Here is a 20,245-nt window from a genome sequence, read left to right on the forward strand (position 1 = left end):
CGACAGGCACCAGTGGGCGCGGTCGGGGCAGGGGACGAAGGCGAATCAGGCGCCCTCAAGAATTGACGCACTTCGTTGCCCGTGATCAGCTCCCCACTGGGAGAGGTCTTTCGCATTTGTCATGCACGCGTCGAAGCCAGCACTAGACCTGGAGGATGGCCTGCGCGTGAGCGGGGGCGTGCGAGCAGATCGTCCTAACAGAGAATCGCCTAGGGTACCTGTCCCTCCCAAATGGGAGTAGCAATGCAACCGCACGTCACTACTATGAACACGGATCGTTCGTCGTCAGGGAAACGCGGTCGCTGACGTGATCATCCTGGCCCATTCTCTAACAGGGGGTGACAAGTCTGCTTGCAACAACGAAGGGAAGAACAATCATGCAACTCGCCAAGCTCATCGCGGCGTGTGGCGCTGCGTTATTTCTAGCCACAATCTCTAAGCCATCGGTCTCAGCCGAAATGGGGTGCATTGTCAGAGATCCCGCTGGCGCCTGGTTTATGCGGGATGCTTCCCGCGACCCGCAAGTCATGGGGAAAGCCGTGCTCGATGCGGCCAACCGGCGAGCCGCCACGGTTCCGGACCCATGCCTCAGCGGAACTGGGCAACGGATTCCAGAGGCGCTATATGCGCGCTTGGCGACGAAGCGACCTGATATTTTCAAGCCAGTTGAGGAAGCGCAGTTAAGTGCCGGCAGTCTCTCAACGACTGCGCGCAGGACGCCGCAGCAGCAGCCTGACTATCAATACACGTCACTAGATGCATTAGCCCCGGTTGAATACAACCTCGGAATCCAACCACTTAGTTTGAATGATGCCGGTCGGATCATTGGATGGGCGGCCACATTTACAGGAGATGATGTTCTCAATGACGTAGTTTTCATTCGCAACAAAGAGATTTACGCACGCGTGAGGAACTTCATTCCTAATGTCGCCAATGACAAGGGCACTGCCGCCGGGATGGTGGTGACTGACCCGGTCTTTTTCTATGGGCAAGCAGCGTTCGCTCGGAGGTCAGGAATTGAACTCATCCCGAGACAACCAGGGGAAGTAAGCAGCCAAGTGGTTGGCATCACTGATGACGATGTCGCTTTAGTGGTATCCCAAGACCAAAGTTTCGCCTTTTCGCTCTGGCTCTACGATGGAGGAAGATGGACTGCTGTCCATTTAGAGGATGTCGGCTACCGCGTGGCGACTTACGGTCTTAGCAACGGCGGGCTTATTTTTGGAAACGCGATCTTCGCAGTGGATTCTGCGAACGTCATCACCCACCGGGCGTATCACATGGATCCAAAGACCGGCAAAACGACCCTGTTCTCGCCCGTCTTCCAGGGCGATACCGATACGAGGATCGAGGACGCTAACAAGCACGATGAATTTGTAGGCTGGTCATTCATCCCGGGCGGCATCGAACATGTCGGCATCTGGGACCGAAACGGGCGATTCACCAACCATTTCACTCAAGGAATCCCAGAGTACCCGACAATCAGTGGAAATCTTAAGGTCAGTAACGACGAGCAAATCCTGATCTATGGGGTCACAAGGCCTGCCTCCGAAAGAGGCAATGTCTACGTTGTTCCACGTCCTGGCGTGCGTTTCAACCTGCTGGAGGCCATCGAAGGCGCGCCGGAGGGCCTCCGCTATAACTCTTTCGCGGCGATCAACAATCGTGGCGATATTATCGGTTTCGCTTCCGACGCCACGTTCTTCCCGTACAACTTCCTTCTTGAGCGACAACGCAGGAGGTGAGGTGCCTTATCAAGCGAGGTGGATCATGACGCAACGGCAAATGTTAAAAAGTCCTGTTCTTTGGCTAACTGGAATCGCGTGTGCGCTGTTGTTGACGGCCTGCGGCGGCGGAGGTGACGACGTACAATCAATGAATACCAATCCTATGATCGAGGCACAGTACATGGTTAGCTGATTTTTTCGCACTCGACTCTGTTGGTGGCGGACGTGAGAATCCTGACTTCCGGGGACTTCTGGCTAGTCGATCGGGAATACAAGCAAAAGAATGCCCGCTGCTCGGGCGGGCATGAATCCCTTTCGGAGAAAGAGAGGAGACGAGGATCAGTATAAACTCTTGCGAAGACTCCCGCAGAGCACTTCACAGAGGCCCGGTGAACTAGGCTGCAGGTTTGGCAGGCGACAGTTCTAGGAAGAGCCCAATAATTTCATGATCACGAAATTATTGGGCTGTGGCGAGGATCCCGCCAAAGGTCATGCTCGTCGTCTTTAGCCGACCCGTTGCACCCCTGAACGAACTCTGCGGCGACATCACCAATTGCACGGTGCCCCTTTCGGCAGGGTGTGTCGTCTTGCGCTTTACCAGCCGGCGACGTTAAGCTGCATCTGTTCGTCGGACTTAGTGATCAGGTAAGTTGTGACTGCCGCTTTCGGTAATGTCGGCGCATAGGGGCTGAAGTCTCGGCATCCATCTGCCTGCGCGGTCGGGTGCCGCGGTGCACCTCCTGAGACGCGGCCCGCCGGATGGTTAGGGGAGGACGCCATATGGACAGCGACCCGCAGCAGCCGCCAGTACGGCCTGATGTGCTCGACCGTGACGCGGTGATCCGCTGGGAGGTTAGCCGAAACGATCCACTCGTGTCGCGTCATGTGCTCGCACGGCTGCTGCCACAGGCTATCGAGTCCTCCGAGCAGCTTCGCGAGTTCGAGGAGGAGTCGCGGCGCGCCGTGCCGCTGCTCATTGCGCTGGAGCGAATCGCCGCGAAGCTGGCCGGTGTGCTCGCCCGCCTGGGTCTTGTCATACTCGCGTTGTTTGGCATTGTGTGGTTCGCAGCGGGACTGGTCGGACACCTGGCCATCCTGTCGGCGGTGGCGTATGGCATGGCGGCGTACTTCACCGGCTCTGCCGCTTACTGGGCCATGACTTACGTGCTCAGCGTGTCGGAGACCTCGCGCCAAAAGATGGTCGGGCGCATCAAGGTGGCAGGGCTGATGGCCATGCCGCTGCTGATGTACGCAACTGCTTGCCCAACCACGACCATCTTCATCGATCCTGCGCTTCAAGAGCCACCGTCCATGCTGAGTTGGCTCGGCTTCTTCGCCTATATGTTTGCCGACGTCGTTTCGCTCGGCGTGCCGCAGGCGCTGTTCGGCGAGTTGGCCGCGTTCCAACCACCGTCGCTACTGGCCGCTGCGAACACGCTGTGGGCCAAATCGCTCATGACTTTCGCGGTGGCCGGTACGGTCGTCTCCACAATGATAAAGGTGATCGCCACGCGGCACACGTTTGTTGGCTCGCTCGACGAGCTCACCGAGTGGCTTGCGGTCGAGTTCCCCGGTGGCGATCCGCCTTACACCGTGCGGCCGATCGCGCTGGAGCGTGCCTTCGCGTTTCCCGACTCGGGTGTCTCGCTGCGACTCCTACGCGACCACGTCGGGCTCATCACGAGCGTCTCGCCGCCCTGGCGTGTGGATGCGCGGGGCAAGTTTGTGCATCCTTTCGGCGAAGGGGAGGACTACGACAAGGTCCGCAATGCCGTGTACTCGTTGATGGGGATGTCGTACAAAGTCTACAAGGTCTTCAATCCTCGGGAGGTGGAGGCCAAGGACCGGGCACAATTCAAGGAATCTCTGGGTGCGCTGCGGTCTTTCCTGTTCTCCGCGGCTCTGGTGTTTGTTCCAGCGTGGGCTTTGCTTGCTGGGCTGCTGGATTACGGCCGACTTGAAGCCACGGCCGCTGCCTTCCTGATCACTGTGCTGGTGCTCACGCTTGCGCTTCTCATCGAACAGCGCCACAAGCGCGAGCTGCTGCTGGATCTGCTGCATTGCAAGACAGCCGCACTGTCCGGCAACGACAGTCGCGTCCCGATGCGCTTTCCGGCGCTCGACCGCTTGGTGATCCGGCTCAACAGCATCCTGTTCTTCCGCTCCCTGCAGCAGGCGAAGACCTCACTAGAGCAGATCCTGCAGTCTCCTGCTGCACTTGGCCGGCTGGATTTCTTCGAACTCATGGTGTTCGACGGAAGCAATGAGGTGTGGTTGCTCCACGCGATGCCGTTCCATATGCAGGGCAAACTGGTGAAGGCGGTCTACGAAGAAAAACGGCGCGTATTTGTCTTTTTCGATGCTGCGAGCTCTGAGGAGGAGTTCGACTTCCTGGACGTGCCCCTTCCCAACGCGCTCCATCAGCGACTGTCGTCGTGCCGCAAATTGACATTGCTGCATTGCCCTGCAGGCCGCGCACCGTCCAAACCGTGGCACGTGCAGGAAATGCCGCTGGACATCCTCCTGACGCCGAACGTGCTGCCAGTGCACGAGCAGCGGCTGCACTACCGCGATCAAGTCGCGAGGAAGCAAACCAACACCGTCGGTGCTGCGCCGACGGTGGAGAAGACATTACCCGGTGCGGACGCCTGAAGCCGCTGAGTAGTGGAGTGGGAGTGTCTCCGGCATTGCATTGCTTGCCGAGGTACAGGCACGGAGGGTCAACCCTCGAAGCCTTTAGTTGCCTGCTTTAAAGGGCCGCTGGCTGGCCGACCGTTTGTGGCTGGATACCCGCCGTTGCGTGCTCTCGAATAAGCACGGGCCTTAGCGAGCGGCGCTCGGAGACGCCGCAACGCAGGAGGAGGCAATAAGCCAGAGAGTTTTTTGCGCAGCGGAGACGGCGCAATGGTCAGCATGGGCACAGTTGCGCGTCCCGTCTTCGCTATGCAAAAAAATACTTGAGCTAAACCGCTCCACGGGCCGTGGGAGCTATGGGCATTGAATCGCGTTGCGCCTGGGGGTCGGATGCCAGCGACAGTGCGGATTGGGAGTTTCGCTTCGCACCTGAGTGGGCAATGGATGCCATTGCGTGGGATCGGCGGCTGACCCTAGGCGGAGCCGGCGACGCTTGGAGGCCTGTGGCACGAACCTGTCTGCTGTGTCGCGCCAAAGGGAGCGAACGCAGTGATTGACGGCACGCGCGTGGGGGGTCATGCAACCCTCCTCGGCGGTGCGCGTGGCAAAGCGGTTGGCAACAGGCGCTCGATACAAAACATGCGCCCCCGCGCGCAGACGGGACAGTCGTACAACGACCGGCCGGTCAGCTTCTCGTAGCGGTCGCGGTAGTCAGACTGCGGGAGAAGGCGAACCTCGCGCAAGGGCGGGGCCTCGAGCAACCGGCGACAATCGGCCAGCCCACGCTCGCGTGAGCGATTGCTGAGCAGGCCGTAGTGGCGGATCCGCTGGAATCCTCGCGGCAGCACGTGCAGCAGGAAGCGTCGGATGAATTCGTGGGCGGGTAAGGACATCGCGTGCGGCTCGCCGGGGTGGCGATAGTCCTTCCAGCGGAACGTGACGTGCTCCTCGGTAAGCTCAAGTAGCCGGTTGTTGGAGATCGCTACGCGATGGGTGTAGCGGCCCAGATAGTCCAGGACCTGCCGGGGGCGCCGAACGGCTCCTTAGCATAGACGACCCACTCTGTGTGGCGCGGGCCGACAAGATGGCCGAGGAAGGAGTCCCGCTTGGCCAAGTGCGCTAGCGTTGAGAAGAATCGCAGCCTTCCGGCGTCGAAGGCATGTTGCAGGCGCGCGAGAAACAATCGCCGGAATAGGCGCGCGAGCACCCGCACGGGCAGGAAGAACCCGGGGCGGCAGGCGACCCAGCGCTTACCGACCAGCGAGAGACCCCCGCCGGGGACGACGCAGTGTAGGTGTGGATGATGTACCAGCGTCTGTCCCCAGGTGTGCAGGATCGCGATGAAGCCGAGCGTGGCACCCAGGTGGCGGGAATCCGCGGCGACGGTCCGCAGGGTGTCGGCGGTGGCCTGAAACAGGATGTCATAGACCACGCGCTTGTTCTGGAAGGCGATTGCCGCGATTGGCTCGGGCAGGGTAAAGACGACATGGAAGTACGGCACAGGCAGGAGGTCCGCCTGGCGGTCGTCAAGCCACTGCGCGCGGGCGAGCGACTGGCACTTCGGACAGTGCCGATTACGACATGAGTTATAGGCAATACGCTGATGGCCGCAGCTATCACACTGCTCGACATGACCGCCCAAGGCCGCGGTACGGCATTGCTCGATGGCGCGCATGACACGCTGCGGCTCGCGACCAAGCAAGTCGGCGTGCAGTTGACGATGCGACGGACCGTGGCGGCGCAGGATGTCCGCCAGCTCCAGCGGGGCCGGCATGAGCGCGGTCAGTCGCGTGCGGGCGGTGGCTCGGGCGAAATGGGCGAGGCCGGTGGTCGAGGGAGGCGGTCGAAGGGGTTGGTGGTCGCGCACACGGTGCTGGTGGCGACCATCAGGTCGGTACCAATCCAAGCGCTGAGGGCCCCACACCTGCTTCTGCTAGATATAGTGCACGAGAGCTGTCGCTGGCGAACGGCCTGCCTCGGTTCGCGGCCGCTTCCGACGAACGTCCAGCTATCTGCTACCGCGCGGCAAAACTAACGCCTGGCTCGGCATCCGCCGAGTGAGCGCGGTGCCGGCCGGCTCTTCCCGACTGCCGGAAGCTGCCGCTGCCCTCCAGACTCGCCGCGCGTGGACTGGCTCCAAGTTCCAGCCTTCGCAGGGCGCAGCAATATGGTTCGAAAACGTTGTGCTTATTGAAGACCGGATGTCCCTTCCTAGGTTTTACCCCAAAGGTCAGCGGGGTGAGGGCAGCTGGTCCCTTTCATTTTTTTCAAGACGCTACGGCGCTGGCGAAAGCCTTCCTGTTCATGGCGCGTCGAGTGGAATTTTTAGATAGCGCACGCCGTTGGATTCTGGCGTTGGGAATTCACCGGCGCGCATGTTGACCTGCACTGAGGGGAGGATCAGCGCGGGCATCGGTAACGTGGCATCCCGCGCCTCGCGCATCGCGACAAATTCCTCCGCCGGGATGCCATCGCGCACATGGATGTTGTTCGCGCGCTCGTCTGCTACCGTGGTCACGTAGCGTAGTTCCCGGCCGTCAGGCTTGTAGTCGTGGCACATGTAAAGGCAAGTCTCCGGCGGGAGGGTCAGCAACTTGCCGATGGAACGGTAAAGAGTGCCTGCATCGCCGCCCGGAAAGTCGCAGCGGGCGGTACCATAGTCGGGCATGAACAGTGTGTCGCCGACGAAGGCTGCGATCTCGTGGCCGTCGCTGTCGCCGATCACATAGGTCATGCAGGCCGGTGTGTGGCCGGGCGTGTGCATCGCCCGCGCCTGCAGGCTACCGATGGCAAATTTATCGCCATCGTTCAGTAGCCGATCGAACTGCCCCCCCTCGCGCGAGAATTCCGGACCGGCATTGAACAGCTTGCCGAAGACCTTCTGTACTGTGGTGATCTGGTTCCCAATGGCAGTCTGTCCGCCGAGTCGCCGCTTTAGATATGGCGCGGCCGAGAGATGGTCGGCATGGACATGAGTTTCGAGAATCCATTGCACGGTCGCATCCAGTTCCTGCACGCGCGCTACCAACCGGTCGGCGCTGGTGGTGCGGGTGCGGCCGGACTTCGGGTCGTAGTCGAGCACGCTGTCGATAAGGGCGCATTGCCGGCTGGAGCTATCGAGCAAAATGTAGCTTAGGGTCCCGGTATCGGGGTCGAAGAAGGCGTCGACTTCCATAGACGACGAGGAATTTTGGGCTGGTGTCATCGTGGGCTTGTGATCGGAGCGCCGTGAAACGGCATCTCGGTGTGCCGGCGCAATGCCGGCGTTTTCAGCAGTCTGCTTACGTTGAGCGCAAAAGCGGTCGGGGATCTATGCAAGTGCCTTGAACGTGTCCTCGACCACCTTCTTGGCGTCGCCGAACACCATCATGGTCTTGTCCATGTAGAACAGCTCGTTGTCCAGGCCGGCATAGCCGGCGGCCATCGAGCGCTTGTTGACGATGATGGTCTTGGCCTTGTACGCCTCCAGGATCGGCATGCCGGCGATCGGCGACTTGGGATCGGTTTTGGCCGCCGGGTTGACCACGTCGTTGGCGCCCAGCACCAGCACCACGTCGGCCTGGCCAAACTCGCTGTTGATGTCTTCCATCTCGAAGACCTGGTCGTACGGCACCTCGGCCTCGGCCAGCAGCACGTTCATGTGGCCCGGCATGCGGCCCGCCACCGGGTGGATCGCGTATTTCACGGTCACGCCCTTTTCCGTGAGCGCTTCGGTCAGTTCCTTGAGCGCATGCTGGGCCCGCGCGACTGCCAGGCCGTAGCCCGGGACAATAATGACCGTCTCCGCATTGCCCATCAGGAAGGCGGCGTCGTCGGCCGAACCCGATTTCACGTTGCGCTGGGCCTGCCCTGCCGGGCCGCTCGCGGCGGCGGCGTCGCTGCCGAAGCCCCCGAGGATCACGTTGAAGAACGAGCGGTTCATCGCCCGGCACATGATGTACGACAGGATGGCACCGGACGATCCCACCAGCGAGCCGGCGATGATCAGCATCGGGTTGTTCAGCGAGAAGCCGATGCCCGCCGCCGCCCAGCCCGAGTACGAGTTCAGCATCGACACCACCACCGGCATGTCGGCGCCGCCGATCGGGATGATGATCAGCACGCCCAGCACGAAGGCAATCACCAGCATGACCAGGAACGGCAGCCAGTCCTGCGTCAGGAAGAACGCAATGCCAAAGCCCACCATCGCCACCGCCAGCAGCAGGTTCAGCCAGTGCTGGCCGGCGAACACCACCGGCGCGCCCTGGAACAGGCGGAACTTGTAGCGCCCGGCCAGCTTGCCGAAGGCGATCACCGAACCGGAGAAGGTGATGGCACCGACGAAGCAGCCGATGAACAGCTCGATGCGATTGCCCAGCGGGATGTCATGCGAACCGGCAGCCGTGATGCCGAACGCCGCGGGCTCCGCCACTGCCGCGACCGAAATGAACACCGCCGCCAGGCCGATCAGCGAGTGCATCGCCGCCACCAGTTCCGGCATCTTGGTCATCTGGACTTTCTTTGCCACATAGGCGCCGATGCCGCCGCCCACCACCAGCGCGGCCAGGATCAGCGCCAGGCCGGTGCCCGGCGCGGACGGGTCCGCCCCGCCGGACAGCAGTTCGCCCTTCAGCTTGAAGATCAGCGCCACCGTGGTAAGCGCCGCGACCACCATGCCGGCCATGCCGAAGACATTGCCGCGCCGCGCCGTGGTCGGGTGTGACAGCCCCTTGAGCGCCTGGATAAAGCAGACCGACGCGCCCAGGTAGGACAGCGTCACCATATTCATCGACAGGCCATTCATTGCGCCACCTCCGCCAGCTTGCCGCCAGGCTGCCCCTTGGCTTCAGCCTGCGCCCTGGGAGGCTTCTTCCTGAACATCTCCAGCATGCGTTGCGTGACCAGGAAGCCGCCGAACACATTGACCGCGGCCAGTGCTACCGCCAGCGTGCCCATGGCGCGGCCAACGTAGCCTTCGGTCAGGCCCGCGGCGAGCATGGCGCCGACGATGATGATGGCCGAGATCGCGTTGGTCACCGCCATCAACGGCGTGTGCAGCGCGGGGGTGACCGTCCAGACTACGTGGTAGCCCACGTAGATCGCCAGTACAAAGATGATCAGGTTGATCACCGTGTGGCTAACCATTTCCATCGATATCTCCTAGATTGCCGGTTCAGCTGGCCAGCGCCAGTTGCTCGCGCCGCGTCATCAGGCAGGCCGCGACGATGTCGTCGTCGGGGTTGATCGCGAGCTTGCCGTCCTTGTCGATCAGCAGCTTGAGGAAGTCGAGCACGTTGCGCGCGTAGAGCGCCGAGGCGTCGGCCGCCACCATGCTGGCCAGGTTGGTATGGCCGATGAGGATGACGCCGTGGCGCTCGACCACTTCGTCGGCCACCGTCAGCGGGCAGTTGCCACCCTGCGCGGCGGCCAGGTCGACCACCACCGAGCCCGGCTTCATCTGCTGCACGGTCGCTTCCTGCAGCAGCACCGGCGCCTTGCGGCCCGGGATCAGCGCGGTGGTGATGACGATGTCGGCCTGGATCGCGCGCTGGTGCACCAGCTCGGCCTGGCGCTTCATCCAGTCCGGCGGCATCGGGCGCGCATAGCCGCCCACGCCTTGCGCGATCTCGCGCTCTTCGTCGGTCAGGAACGGCACGTCGAGGAACTTGCCGCCGAGCGATTCGATCTGCTCCTTGACCGCGGGGCGCACGTCGGACGCTTCGATCACCGCGCCCAGCCGCTTGGCGGTGGCGATCGCCTGCAGGCCGGCCACGCCGGCGCCGAGGATCAGCACGCGCGCGGCCTTGACGGTGCCGGCGGCGGTCATGAGCATCGGCATGAAGCGCTGGTAGTGGTGCGCGGCCACCAGCACGGCCTTGTAGCCGGCGATATTGGCCTGCGACGAGAGCACGTCCATGCTCTGCGCGCGCGTGGTGCGCGGTGCGGCCTCGAGCGCGAAGGCGGTCACGTTGGCTGCCGCCATGCGCGCGTTGTTCTCGGCATCGAAGGGATTGAGCATGCCCACCAGTACGGCCCCCGGCTTCATCTGTGCCAGTTCCGCGTCGTCCGGCGCGCGCACCTTGAGCACCAGCTGTGCTCCCAGCGCTTCGGCGGCAGTGCCAATGGTGGCGCCGACCGCTTCATACGCGCCGTCGGGCTGGCTGGCACGAACGCCGGCGCCGGCCTGGACGACCACCTTGTGGCCCTGGGCCACATACTTCTTGACCGTCTCGGGGGTGGCGGCGACGCGAGTCTCGCCGGCCCGCGTCTCGCGCGGGATACCTATGTACATCTCTGTCTCCTTGGATGAATGATCGATGTTGGGCCGCGGCGGCCGGGAATATCTACCGCACCCCGCGTGTGAGACTAGAAAATATGCTTCATGCCCGCTGCCAGGCCGGTCTGTCCGACGCCTGGCGCGACCTTGGTCGCACTCGCCACGCCCAGCGTCGAGCGGCCCGCGTTGTCCATGTAGGACGCGTTGACATAAAGCTCCGTGCGCTTCGACAGGTTGTACGCGGCCTGCAGCACGTAGCTGGTGGCGTCGTCAGCCGAGTCACGGTTATCCGTCCGGTAGATACCGGCGCGCAGCGTCAGTGCTGGTCTTGCCGCGTAAGCACCGCCCAGCCAGTAGAGATGGGAGCGGCTGGCGGGCGCGCCCAGTCCGTTCTGCAGGAACCGGTATCCGGCCTCGGCCGTGAAGGGGCCGCTGGTATAGAGAAGTCCTGCTGCGTAGCGGCGTTCAATGTTGCCTGCCGTGGCCGTGGATGTGCCGCGGCGCTGGTCATAGGCAACGGCCAGTCCAAACTTGCCGACGGTATATGAGGCGCCGGCACCGATCTCCTGGCCCACGCGAGGCGCGCCGGGGACTTCGCCGCCATTGGCAATGGTCGAGTCGTAGCCGGCGCTGTACAGCCCGCTGATAGTCAGTTCGCCGAAGTTGCCCGTGTACTTGATGGCATTGTCGGCCCGACCCGCGAACTGCGCATCGTGGGCAAGCACTGAGTACGGCGCATAGCGGTTTGCGTCAAAGGGGATAAAAAAATCGAACAGGATATTGTTCTGGCGCCCGAGCGTGACCTGGCCCCAAGGCCCCGCGATACCGACGAATGCCTGCCGGCCGAACAGGCGGCCGCCAAATCCGGCCATGCCGGTGTCCGTCAGGAACCCGCTCTCCAGCACAAAGATCGCGCTCATGTCCGCGCCCAGCGCCTCCTTGCCCCGCATGCCCCACCGCGATGCCGCAGTGTTTCCGGAGGTGACCCGGTATGCAGACCCCGAGCCATTCGTACCGGCATGGCTGACATACTCCACGCCGGCATCCATGACGCCATACAGCGTGACGTTCGACTGCGCCTGTGCCGTCGCGGCAAGCAGGCACCCCATTGACGCCGCGATGGCGCACTTTCCTGATGTTTTCATCGTTCTCCTCCGTAGGTATGTTCGAGTTGCTGCCCGCGCAGGGCAGCGCGCGCCACCGCCCGGGCACGGGCGATGCGGCGATAACTGGCGATGCGGCTAAGGCGGTTCAGCGGGCGGCCGTGCGTGTCACGCAGGCGCTGCCATCCACGCCGATGGCACTCGGCGCGAACGGGGCCGCCGGCAGCGGCGGCCGTGTAAGTGAATGGATCAGCCCACGCGAGCCGGCGCGCATCCGGCGCGGTGCATGCCGAAGCGCTCCACGGTCAGTCCGTCCATGTCGATCTCCGGCGGCCTGCCGGTGACCGCGTCGGCAACAAGCCGGCCGGTGCCGCATGCCTGTGTCCAGCCATTGGAGCCGTGGCCAGCATTCAGGTAGAGGCCCTGCAGCGGTGTCGCGCCGAGGATGGGCGGCCCGTCCGGTGTCATTGGACGAAGGCCGGCCCACGACGTGGCCGCGGCATAGTCGAGCCCGCGTGGAAAGAGCCGTCGCGTCAGTGCCGACAGCAGTTCCGTGCGGACCCGGCGCACTGACAGGTCGTATCCGACGAACTCGGCCATTCCCGCGACGCGCAACTTGTCGCCCAGGCGAGTCAGCATGATCTTGTTATGCTCGTCCATGATCGCCATGCGCGGTGCAGCCCCGGTGTCGGCAATGGGGATCGTGATCGAATAGCCCTTGAGCGGATAGATCGGGATCCGCAGGCCTGCAGTAGCGAGTAGCGCGGGCGCCTGGCAGCCGAGCGCCACCACGCAGGCATCGGCCTGGCGCTGATCCGTCTGCCCGCCATGCGTGATCTCGACGCTGCGAAGGCGGCCGTGCGCATGGACGAGGCGGGTTGCCGAAGCACCGTACTGAAACGACACGCCGCGACGGGCAAGATAGCTGGCAAGGCCGGCGCAGAACTTTGCGCTGTCGCCTGACGCATCGTCTGGCAGATGCAGTGCGCCTTGCCATGCTGTAGCAGACGCCCGCAGCGATGGTTCGAGCGCCATGGCTTCGTCGCGCCCCATCATTCGCCATGGCACCTGGAACTGGCTGAGTGTGCGCGTGGCCAGCTGTGCCAGTTCGACTTCCTGGTCGGTCTCGAGCAGTTGCAGCGTGCCGTCGCGGTGAAAGCCGAAGTTGAACTCCGGCACTTCGTCACGCAAGGCTTGCATGCAGCGCATGCTGTAGTGCGCCATGCGCTGCATGCGTGCCTTGTTGATGCCAAAGCGCTCCGCATTGCATTCCTTGAGCCATTTGACGAGCCAGCGTAGGCGCTCGGCATCCGGCATCATCGAAAAGCGCACCGGCGCATGCCTTTGCAGAGCCATGCGCAGCACCTTGTACGGCATGCCCGGCGACGCCCACGGCCCGGCAAAGCCGGGGCAAAGGCCCCCTGCGTTGCCGAAGCTCGATCCCATCCCCGGCCCCGTTTGCCGCTCCAGCACGGTCACCTCATGGCCATCGCGCCACAGGTGGTAGGCGGCGGATATGCCGGCGACGCCGGCGCCAAGCACTAGTACGCGCATGTCTGCTGCCCCGTTCCAAGGATTCAATCGGCCGTGATGTGTGCACGATCGATGATCGCGCGATAGCGCCTGGTTTCGCTGTCGATGTATTGCTCGAATTCGCCGCCATCCTTGTAGGCGCTCTCGAATCCCAGTCCGTTCAGGCGATCCTTGATGTCTGGCGACGACATGATCTTCGCCGAGGCGCTGTCGAGCTTCTTCCTGATCCCATCGGGCAGCCTGGCCGGCGCCCACAGGCCGTACCAGGAATAGAACTCGAAGTTCTTGAAGCCCGCTTCCTGCATGGTCGGGACATCCGGCAACAACGGGCTGCGCGTGCGCCCGGTCACCGCGATCGCGCGCAGCTTGCCGGCCTTGACCCCGGGCAGCGACGAGAGCATGGGATCCATCATCCCCTGGGCCTGGCCGCTCATGAGGTCGGTCAGCGCCGGACCGCCGCCCTTGTACAGGGCAATGGGCACCTGCAGGTCCGCGATGCCGCTGTCATACATGAACTGGGACAGGGCCAGGTGGCCGGCGGAGCCGTTGCCGCTGGTCGCGAAGTTGTACTGCTTGGGGTTGGCTTTCACGGCGCGCGCCAATGCTTGCGGCGAGTTTGCCGGCACCTGCGGATTCACGCTAAAGATCAGCGCGCCTTGCGCGAGCATGCTGACCGCCGTGAAATCCTTGACCGCATCGAACTTGATAGTCTTCCGATAGAGCATCGGATTGATGTTGTGGATCGAGGCGTTGATATAGAGGGTGTAGCCGTCAGCCGGCGCGCGGGCGACAATGCCGGCCCCGACAAGGCCCGATGCGCCCGGCCGGTTGTCGACAATGACGGTCTGCTTCAGCTCCTGGCCGAGCTTCATCGCGAACACGCGCGCAAGGCCGTCCACCGAGCCGCCAGGCGCATGCGGCACGACGATGGTGATCGTACGAACGGGGTAGGCGCTGTCAGGCCTGGATTCCGCTTTCACGACGCCTGCGGATGTCACGAAAGATAGGAGGAAGATGCCCATGCGTACGAGGGGCATGTGGTCGGAACGGATCTGGGTGAGGGGGCGTGGTTGCATAGCCGGATCAACGTAACTTGCTGGACAGGGGAAGGCAGCGCCATCGCGAGCGATGACGTGGGGTGCGGCGTGCGGCGCTGCCTTAGGATGGCTTCGGAGAAGCTGGTGGCTCAGAAGGTGCCGGGGTAAGCTGCACCGTCGATCAGGATGTTCTGACCGCAGATATAGCTCGCGTGTCCGGAGCAGATGAAGGCGCAGAGTGCGCCAAGCTCTTCCGGCCGGCCATAGCGGCCGGCCGGGTTGTTGGCGCCGCGTTCGTTCCAGAGTTGCTCGAAGCTCTTGCCGGTCGATTCGAGCATGCCTTCGATGTGGTGGCGCTGGGCATCGGTCGCAAACACGCCCGGGAGCAGGTTGTTGATCGTGACATTGTGGCGAACCGTCTGGCGCGCAAGCCCTGCGACGAAGCCGACGAGGCCAGAGCGAGCGCCATTGGACAGGCCCAGTTCCAGCTGCGGCGTCTTCACGCTGCGCGAGACGATATTCACGATGCGGCCGAAGCGGCGTTCGATCATGCCGTCAACGGTGCGCCGGATCATGTCGATCGGCCCGATCATCATGGCATCGATCGCGGCGTGCCAGTCTGCCGGTGTCCACTGGCGAAAATCACCGGGCGGGGCGCCATCCGCGTTGTTGACCAGGATGTCCGGGGCAGGGCATGCCGCCAGCGCGGCGACGCGCCCCTCGTCCGTGGTGATGTCCGCGACCACGTAGCGGACATCACCACCCGTCGCGGCGCCGATTTCCGCTGCCGCCGCGGCCAGCGTGCTTTCCGTGCGGGCGGCGATGTATACCTTCACGCCTTCCGCCGCCAGTTGGTGCGCGCAAGCGCGCCCCATGCCCTTGCTCCCGCCGAAGACGAGTGCATGGCGCCCTGCAATGCCGAGGTCCATTGATCGCTCCCGGTTCGGTTCAAACGGCCTTGAGCATCGGCGACGACCAGCCGTACTTCCGGTCGAGTTCGAGCTCCTTGATGACGCGCAGGCCGCGCAGCAGGGGCTCGCCTTCCAGGCCGGTGAGCGGCTTGCGCAGTTCGCCCGAAGGCAGGCCCACCGCCTTCATCAGCGACTTGATCGCGACCGGGTTGATGGCCGAGTAGGCGTAGTGCAACAACTGCAGGTTCTGCAGGTAGGCCCGGTGGAAGCTGGCCGCGGTGTCGGGGGATGTCCACGGACGGGAGATCTGCGTCAGCTCCGCCGGGGCGATATTGCCGGTCATGTTCGCGGTGCCATGGCCACCCAGGCTCATGGTTGGAACGACCAGGCCAAGGTTGGGCGAGTCGCAGCACATCACGGAGACATCCGGCGCGCCGCGCAGCACTTGCGCTACCTGTCCCACGCGCGTCGTGGACTCCTTGTGGACGACATAGTTGGGATGCTTGAAGATGCGCAGCAGGCTGTCCCAATGCAGGTCGGTCTTCACGCGCGGCGGGTTGTTGTAGATGCCGAGGGGCAGGTCGGTCTCGTCGGCCACTTCCAGGAAGTAGCTTTCGATATCGGCCTCCGGCGCGCAGATGTAGGCGGGCGCGGCGATGATGGCGCCATCCGCGCCATTGGCCCTGGCAAAGCGCAGGTAATCCTTGGTGGTCTGGGTGTTGTTACCCGTGCATCCATAGAACAGCTTCATCTTGCCGGTCTTCATCTTCGCGGTTTCCACGATGATGGCCTCGCGCTCTTTTTGCGAGAGCATCGAGACCTCGCCTGTGGATCCCATGATCAGCACCGCCGAGGTGCCGTGGCGTTCCTGGAAATCCAGCAGTTCGCGAAAGGCGCCGAAGTCCGGGCTGCCGTCCTTGGAAAAGGGGGTGATCAGGGCAACAAAGGACCCTTCAATCTTCATCTTGCTCATGTCTGTCTCCGTTGTGGATTCGTGTAGGGGAGGGGTAAGTGCCGGGAACACCCGGCTTTAGGCTGCGTTGTCGTTCAGGTCGGGCAAGCCTGGTCGGCCTGGGCGTCCTGCAAGGCCTCCAGGCTGGATTCATGCGCGGAAAGCGCCATCAAGCCGCGCTGGAGATCGTCGATGAGGTCTTGCGGGTCTTCGAGACCCACATGCAGGCGCACGGCCTGCCCTTGATGCGGCCAGCGCGCGCCGGTGCAGTTCTTTCCCGGCGTGAATGGGATGGCGAGGCTTTCATAGCCGCCCCAGGAAACCCCCAGGCCAAAGTGCTCCAGTGTGTCGATGAAGGCGGCGAGCGATGCTTTCGAGTTCGTGCGCAACACTACGGAAAACAGGCCGCAGGCACCGGTGAAGTCGCGCTTCCACAGCACGTGGCCGGGATGGGACGGCAGGGCGGGATGCAGCACTGCCTCGACCTGCGGCTGGCGCTCCAGCCATTGGGCGACGCGCAGCCCGGATTCCCAGTGGCGCTGGAGCCGCACCGCCATCGTGCGCAGGCCGCGCAGTGCCAGGTAGACGTCGTCCGGCCCCGCGGTCTGTCCCATGTCCTGCGTAGTCTGCTTGATCAGCGGCCAGGTATCCCGATTGCACGTGACCACGCCGAGCATGGCATCGGAATGTCCGACGATGTATTTGGTGGCGGCCTGGATCGAAACGTCGACGCCGTGGGCGAAAGGCTTGAAGAAGAGCGGAGTTCCCCACGTGTTGTCCATGACCACGACGGCGTCATGTCGATGTGCGGCGGCCGAAATGGCCGCTATGTCTTGAATCTCAAACGTCTCCGACCCCGGTGATTCGACGTATACGACACGCGTGTTGAGCCGCAGCAATGACTCGATCGGCGTGCCGCCGGTGGGATCGTAGGTCTCGACTTCGACGCCGAACCGCGTCAGGACGCGCTCCAGGAAAGCGCGTGTTGGCGAATAGGCGCTGTCGGTGATCAGCACGTGGTCACCGGCCGACAGCAGCGCCGTCAGCGCGGTGCTGATCGCCGCGAGGCCGGACGGAAACACCAGCGACCGGTATCCGCCTTCCAGCGCGGCAACGGCTTCTTCCAGCGCGTGGATGGTGGGCGTGCCATAGCGGCCGTAGGTCGTCGCGCCAGGCTCTTCCGCGGCGCGGGCGCGCTTCATTTCCTCCCATTCGGCCATCGACCCGGCAAGAATGGTCGATGCCCTGAAGATCGGCGTGTTGACGACCCCGCCGAACCGCTCCGGGTGGCGGCCAGCGCAAACTAACTGAGTGCTTTCTTTCATCGGATCTCCGTAGCTGAGCGGTGCGGCATTCGTGTGGTGATCGCCGCTGGAATGTCGATCAGCTTAGGGATGCGTACGGAGAAAATTCATCTCATTCCACTGAAGTATCCCGTCCAAAAGAGAAAAAAATGCTCGCGCGGCCCGCCCAACATTGGGTGCTTGCGCCGCCCGTAGCGGGCGTCTGTATTCCGGTGGAGGAGACCAACATGACAACGAAGCTTGCTGCAGCCGATACTCGCAGCCGCTTTCCCACGCTTTCGCACTGGGGTGCATATACGGCGATCGTAGAAGGCGGAAGACTCGTCGCGTGCGAGCCGTTTCCCTGCGACAGCGCACCTTCACCGATCCTGCAATCCATGCCGGGCATGGTGCATTCGCCCCTGCGCATCCACCGCCCTTCGGTGCGGCGCGGCTGGCTGCGCAAGCGCGAAAACGCGGAGCGCAGCGAGCGGGGCAACGATGAGTTCGTCGAGGTGGATTGGGACACCGCGCTGGACCTGGTGGCCGGCGAGCTGGCACGGGTGCGTGCCGACCATGGCGACGCATCCGTCTTTGGCGGTTCCTACGGATGGTCCTCCGCCGGGCGCCTGCATCATGCCCGCACGCTGACGCACCGCTTCTTGTTCGCAGGCGGGGGTTGCACCACGCAGGCGGGCAACTACAGTTGGGGCGCTGCGCAGTTCCTGCTGCCCCATGTGATCGGCACCTACAAGCCAGTCACGGGAAGAGTAACCGACTGGCGCAGCGTTCTTGAACACACGGAGCTGTTCATCGCCTTTGGCGGTCTGCCCTTGCGCAACACCCAGATCACTTCCGGCGGCGCGGGTGCGCACAGCTCGCAAGAGTGGATAGAACGTGCAAAGCGCTCGGGAGTGAAATTCGTTGTGGTCAGCCCGACGCGCGCTGACATACCCGACGGCCTGCAGGCCCGATGGGTGCCGATCCGGCCTAACACCGACACCGCGCTGATGCTTGGCATCGCGCACACCCTGCTGACGCGCGGCCTGCACGCCGCGGATTTTCTGTCGAGCCATTGCGAGGGCTTTGACGCGTTCGCGGCCTATCTGCTTGGCCGCGACGATGGCCGGGCCAAGGACGCCCGCTGGGCGGAATCGATCTGCGCGGTGCCGGCCGGGACCATCATCGAACTGGCCACGGAAGCCGCCCGGCAGCGCACGATGCTGAATTGCACGTGGTCGTTGCAGCGCGCGCATCATGGCGAACAGCCGTACTGGGCCAGCATCGCGCTGGCGTCGATGTTGGGGCAGATCGGGCTGCCGGGCGGTGGCTTTGCGTTCGGGCATGGCTCCATCAACGGCGCCGGAACGCCCAGGCCCGACGTTGCGGCGCCGGAGATGGGCGCGGGTGCCAATCCCGCGCGCAGCAGCATCCCCGTCGCGCGTATTTCGGACATGCTCCTCCATCCAGGGCAGCGCTACGACTTCAACGGCCGCGAAGGCATCTATCCGGATATCCGCATGGTGTACTGGGCCGGCGGCAACCCGTTCCACCACCATCAGGACCTGAACAGGTTCGCGCGCGCCTGGCAAGTGCCGGAGACTATCGTGGTGCACGACAGCTGGTGGACGCCGACCGCGCGGCGCGCGGACATCGTTCTGCCGGCCACCACGACGCTGGAGCGCAACGACATCGGGGGCTCGTCAAGAGACCGGTACGTGCTGGCGATGCATCAGGCGCTACCGCCCCAGTACAGCAGCCGCAACGACTTCGACATCTATCGAGACCTGGCATTGCGCGCCGGCTGCGAAGTCGCGTTTACGGAAGGCCGCGACGAATTCGCATGGATTCGCCATATCTACAACAGCATGGTGGAACGCTGGGCCGAGGCAGGCTTCGAAGCGCCGCCGTTTGAACAGTTCTGGGAGCAGGGGTACACCGGCTTGCCGGAGCCGGGCACGCCGTTCGTGCTGTTCTCGGACTTCCGTGCCGATCCACAGGGCAGTCCCCTGAGCACACCCAGCGGAAAGATCGAGCTCTACTCCCGGCGCATTGGAGAATTCGGCTATCAGGATTGTCCTCCTCATCCGTCCTGGCTGCCACCTGCCGAATGGCTTGGAGATGCCGCAGCCCAGCGCTGGCCTTTGCACCTCATCACGTCCCAGCCGGCGGACAAGCTGCACTCCCAGCTGGACGCGGGTAGCCACTCCATGTCCATGAAGATTGGAGGCCGGCAGGCGATCCATATGCATCCGATGGACGCGGCAGAGCGCGGCATTGTGCAGAACGATATTGTGCGTGTGTTCAATGAGCGCGGGGCATGCCTGGCCGGCGCTCGTCTGGACGATACGCTGATACGAGGAGTCGTAGTGATGTCGACCGGCGCCTGGTTCGATGCGAGCAACAGTTCGCTTGAGCGCCACGGCAATCCCAACGTCCTGACAATGGACCGCGGCACGTCCCGCCTGGCCCAAGGGTGCAGCGCGCATTCCGCACTGGTCGAGATCGCGCCGTGGTCCAACGGAGAACCGCCGGAGGTTCGTGCCTTCGACGCGCCGCCGGTGTCGCCGTTGACCGGCACAAGCCGGGGTGAAGACCATTTCTCGAAGCACATGGAGTCTCGCGAAAAAAGTCTGACCGCCGATCCACCAAGCAATGGATAGGAGCGAGCGTTTAACGCACCAGTGGCACGAACGACACTTTTCGTCTCGATCATGCCAAGGTGCGCCGCATGATGTCCACAGCGCCTGCGAGCAGGCTGGCGTGCTCCCGGCACTGTCAAACTGACCCGTTTCCACACTTGCGAGAC

The 20,245-nt window shown here is 63.4% G+C and carries 13 protein-coding genes and 1 pseudogene; 3 read left to right on the forward strand and 11 right to left on the reverse strand.

The window, feature by feature from the left end:
• The first annotated feature begins 377 nt into the window (after positions 1-377).
• Positions 378-1,745 (forward strand): hypothetical protein, encoded by a 1,368-nt coding sequence (locus CTP10_RS31605; RefSeq protein WP_116323998.1) that lies wholly within the window; start codon positions 378-380, stop codon positions 1,743-1,745.
• 762 nt (positions 1,746-2,507) lie between these two features.
• Positions 2,508-4,379, forward strand: a complete 1,872-nt coding sequence (locus CTP10_RS31610; protein ID WP_116323999.1) for a hypothetical protein — start codon at positions 2,508-2,510, stop codon at positions 4,377-4,379.
• Between the two features lie 557 nt (positions 4,380-4,936).
• Here CTP10_RS31610 and CTP10_RS31615 read toward each other — a convergent pair.
• The 11 genes and pseudogenes from CTP10_RS31615 to metC all read right to left on the reverse strand — a co-directional run bounded on the left by CTP10_RS31615 (position 4,937) and on the right by metC (position 17,478).
• A pseudogene (locus CTP10_RS31615) lies at positions 4,937-6,135 on the reverse strand (IS91 family transposase).
• 528 nt (positions 6,136-6,663) lie between these two features.
• Complete coding sequence (locus tag CTP10_RS31620) at positions 6,664-7,566, reverse strand: MBL fold metallo-hydrolase (protein WP_116324000.1); 903 nt, start codon at positions 7,564-7,566, stop codon at positions 6,664-6,666.
• Between the two features lie 105 nt (positions 7,567-7,671).
• Complete coding sequence (locus CTP10_RS31625) at positions 7,672-9,144, reverse strand: NAD(P)(+) transhydrogenase (Re/Si-specific) subunit beta (protein ID WP_271816123.1); 1,473 nt, start codon at positions 9,142-9,144, stop codon at positions 7,672-7,674.
• Positions 9,141-9,491, reverse strand: a complete 351-nt coding sequence (locus tag CTP10_RS31630) for an NAD(P) transhydrogenase subunit alpha (RefSeq protein ID WP_116324098.1) — start codon at positions 9,489-9,491, stop codon at positions 9,141-9,143. Before CTP10_RS31630 ends, CTP10_RS31625 begins: the two co-directional genes overlap by 4 nt.
• Positions 9,492-9,513: 22 nt before the next feature.
• Entirely contained in the window at positions 9,514-10,632 is a 1,119-nt protein-coding gene (locus CTP10_RS31635; RefSeq protein ID WP_271816124.1) for a Re/Si-specific NAD(P)(+) transhydrogenase subunit alpha, read from the reverse strand.
• A 74-nt stretch (positions 10,633-10,706) separates the two neighbouring features.
• Complete coding sequence (locus CTP10_RS31640; RefSeq protein WP_116323415.1) at positions 10,707-11,762, reverse strand: porin; 1,056 nt, start codon at positions 11,760-11,762, stop codon at positions 10,707-10,709.
• A 207-nt stretch (positions 11,763-11,969) separates the two neighbouring features.
• The gene (locus tag CTP10_RS31645) at positions 11,970-13,274 is read right to left on the reverse strand and encodes a D-amino acid dehydrogenase (protein ID WP_116323414.1); all 1,305 of its coding nucleotides are present in this window, start codon (positions 13,272-13,274) and stop codon (positions 11,970-11,972) included.
• A gap of 23 nt (positions 13,275-13,297) precedes the next feature.
• Complete coding sequence (locus tag CTP10_RS31650; protein ID WP_233528439.1) at positions 13,298-14,233, reverse strand: tripartite tricarboxylate transporter substrate binding protein; 936 nt, start codon at positions 14,231-14,233, stop codon at positions 13,298-13,300.
• Positions 14,234-14,439: 206 nt separating this feature from the next.
• On the reverse strand, positions 14,440-15,219 hold the full coding sequence (locus tag CTP10_RS31655) for an SDR family NAD(P)-dependent oxidoreductase (RefSeq protein WP_116323413.1): 780 nt from the start codon (positions 15,217-15,219) through the stop codon (positions 14,440-14,442).
• A 19-nt stretch (positions 15,220-15,238) separates the two neighbouring features.
• The gene (locus CTP10_RS31660) at positions 15,239-16,174 is read right to left on the reverse strand and encodes a 4-hydroxy-tetrahydrodipicolinate synthase family protein (protein ID WP_116323412.1); all 936 of its coding nucleotides are present in this window, start codon (positions 16,172-16,174) and stop codon (positions 15,239-15,241) included.
• Positions 16,175-16,248: 74 nt separating this feature from the next.
• Positions 16,249-17,478 carry a cystathionine beta-lyase gene (metC, locus tag CTP10_RS31665; RefSeq protein ID WP_116323411.1) on the reverse strand — a complete coding sequence of 410 codons (1,230 nt, stop codon included), beginning with the start codon at positions 17,476-17,478 and terminating at the stop codon, positions 16,249-16,251.
• Between the two features lie 206 nt (positions 17,479-17,684).
• Between metC and CTP10_RS31670 the strand changes: the two genes are divergently transcribed.
• Entirely contained in the window at positions 17,685-20,099 is a 2,415-nt protein-coding gene (locus tag CTP10_RS31670; RefSeq protein ID WP_116323410.1) for a molybdopterin guanine dinucleotide-containing S/N-oxide reductase, read from the forward strand.
• The last annotated feature ends 146 nt before the right edge of the window (positions 20,100-20,245 follow it).

The organism is Cupriavidus sp. P-10 (genome assembly GCF_003402535.2).
In the GTDB taxonomy this organism is placed as follows: domain Bacteria; phylum Pseudomonadota; class Gammaproteobacteria; order Burkholderiales; family Burkholderiaceae; genus Cupriavidus.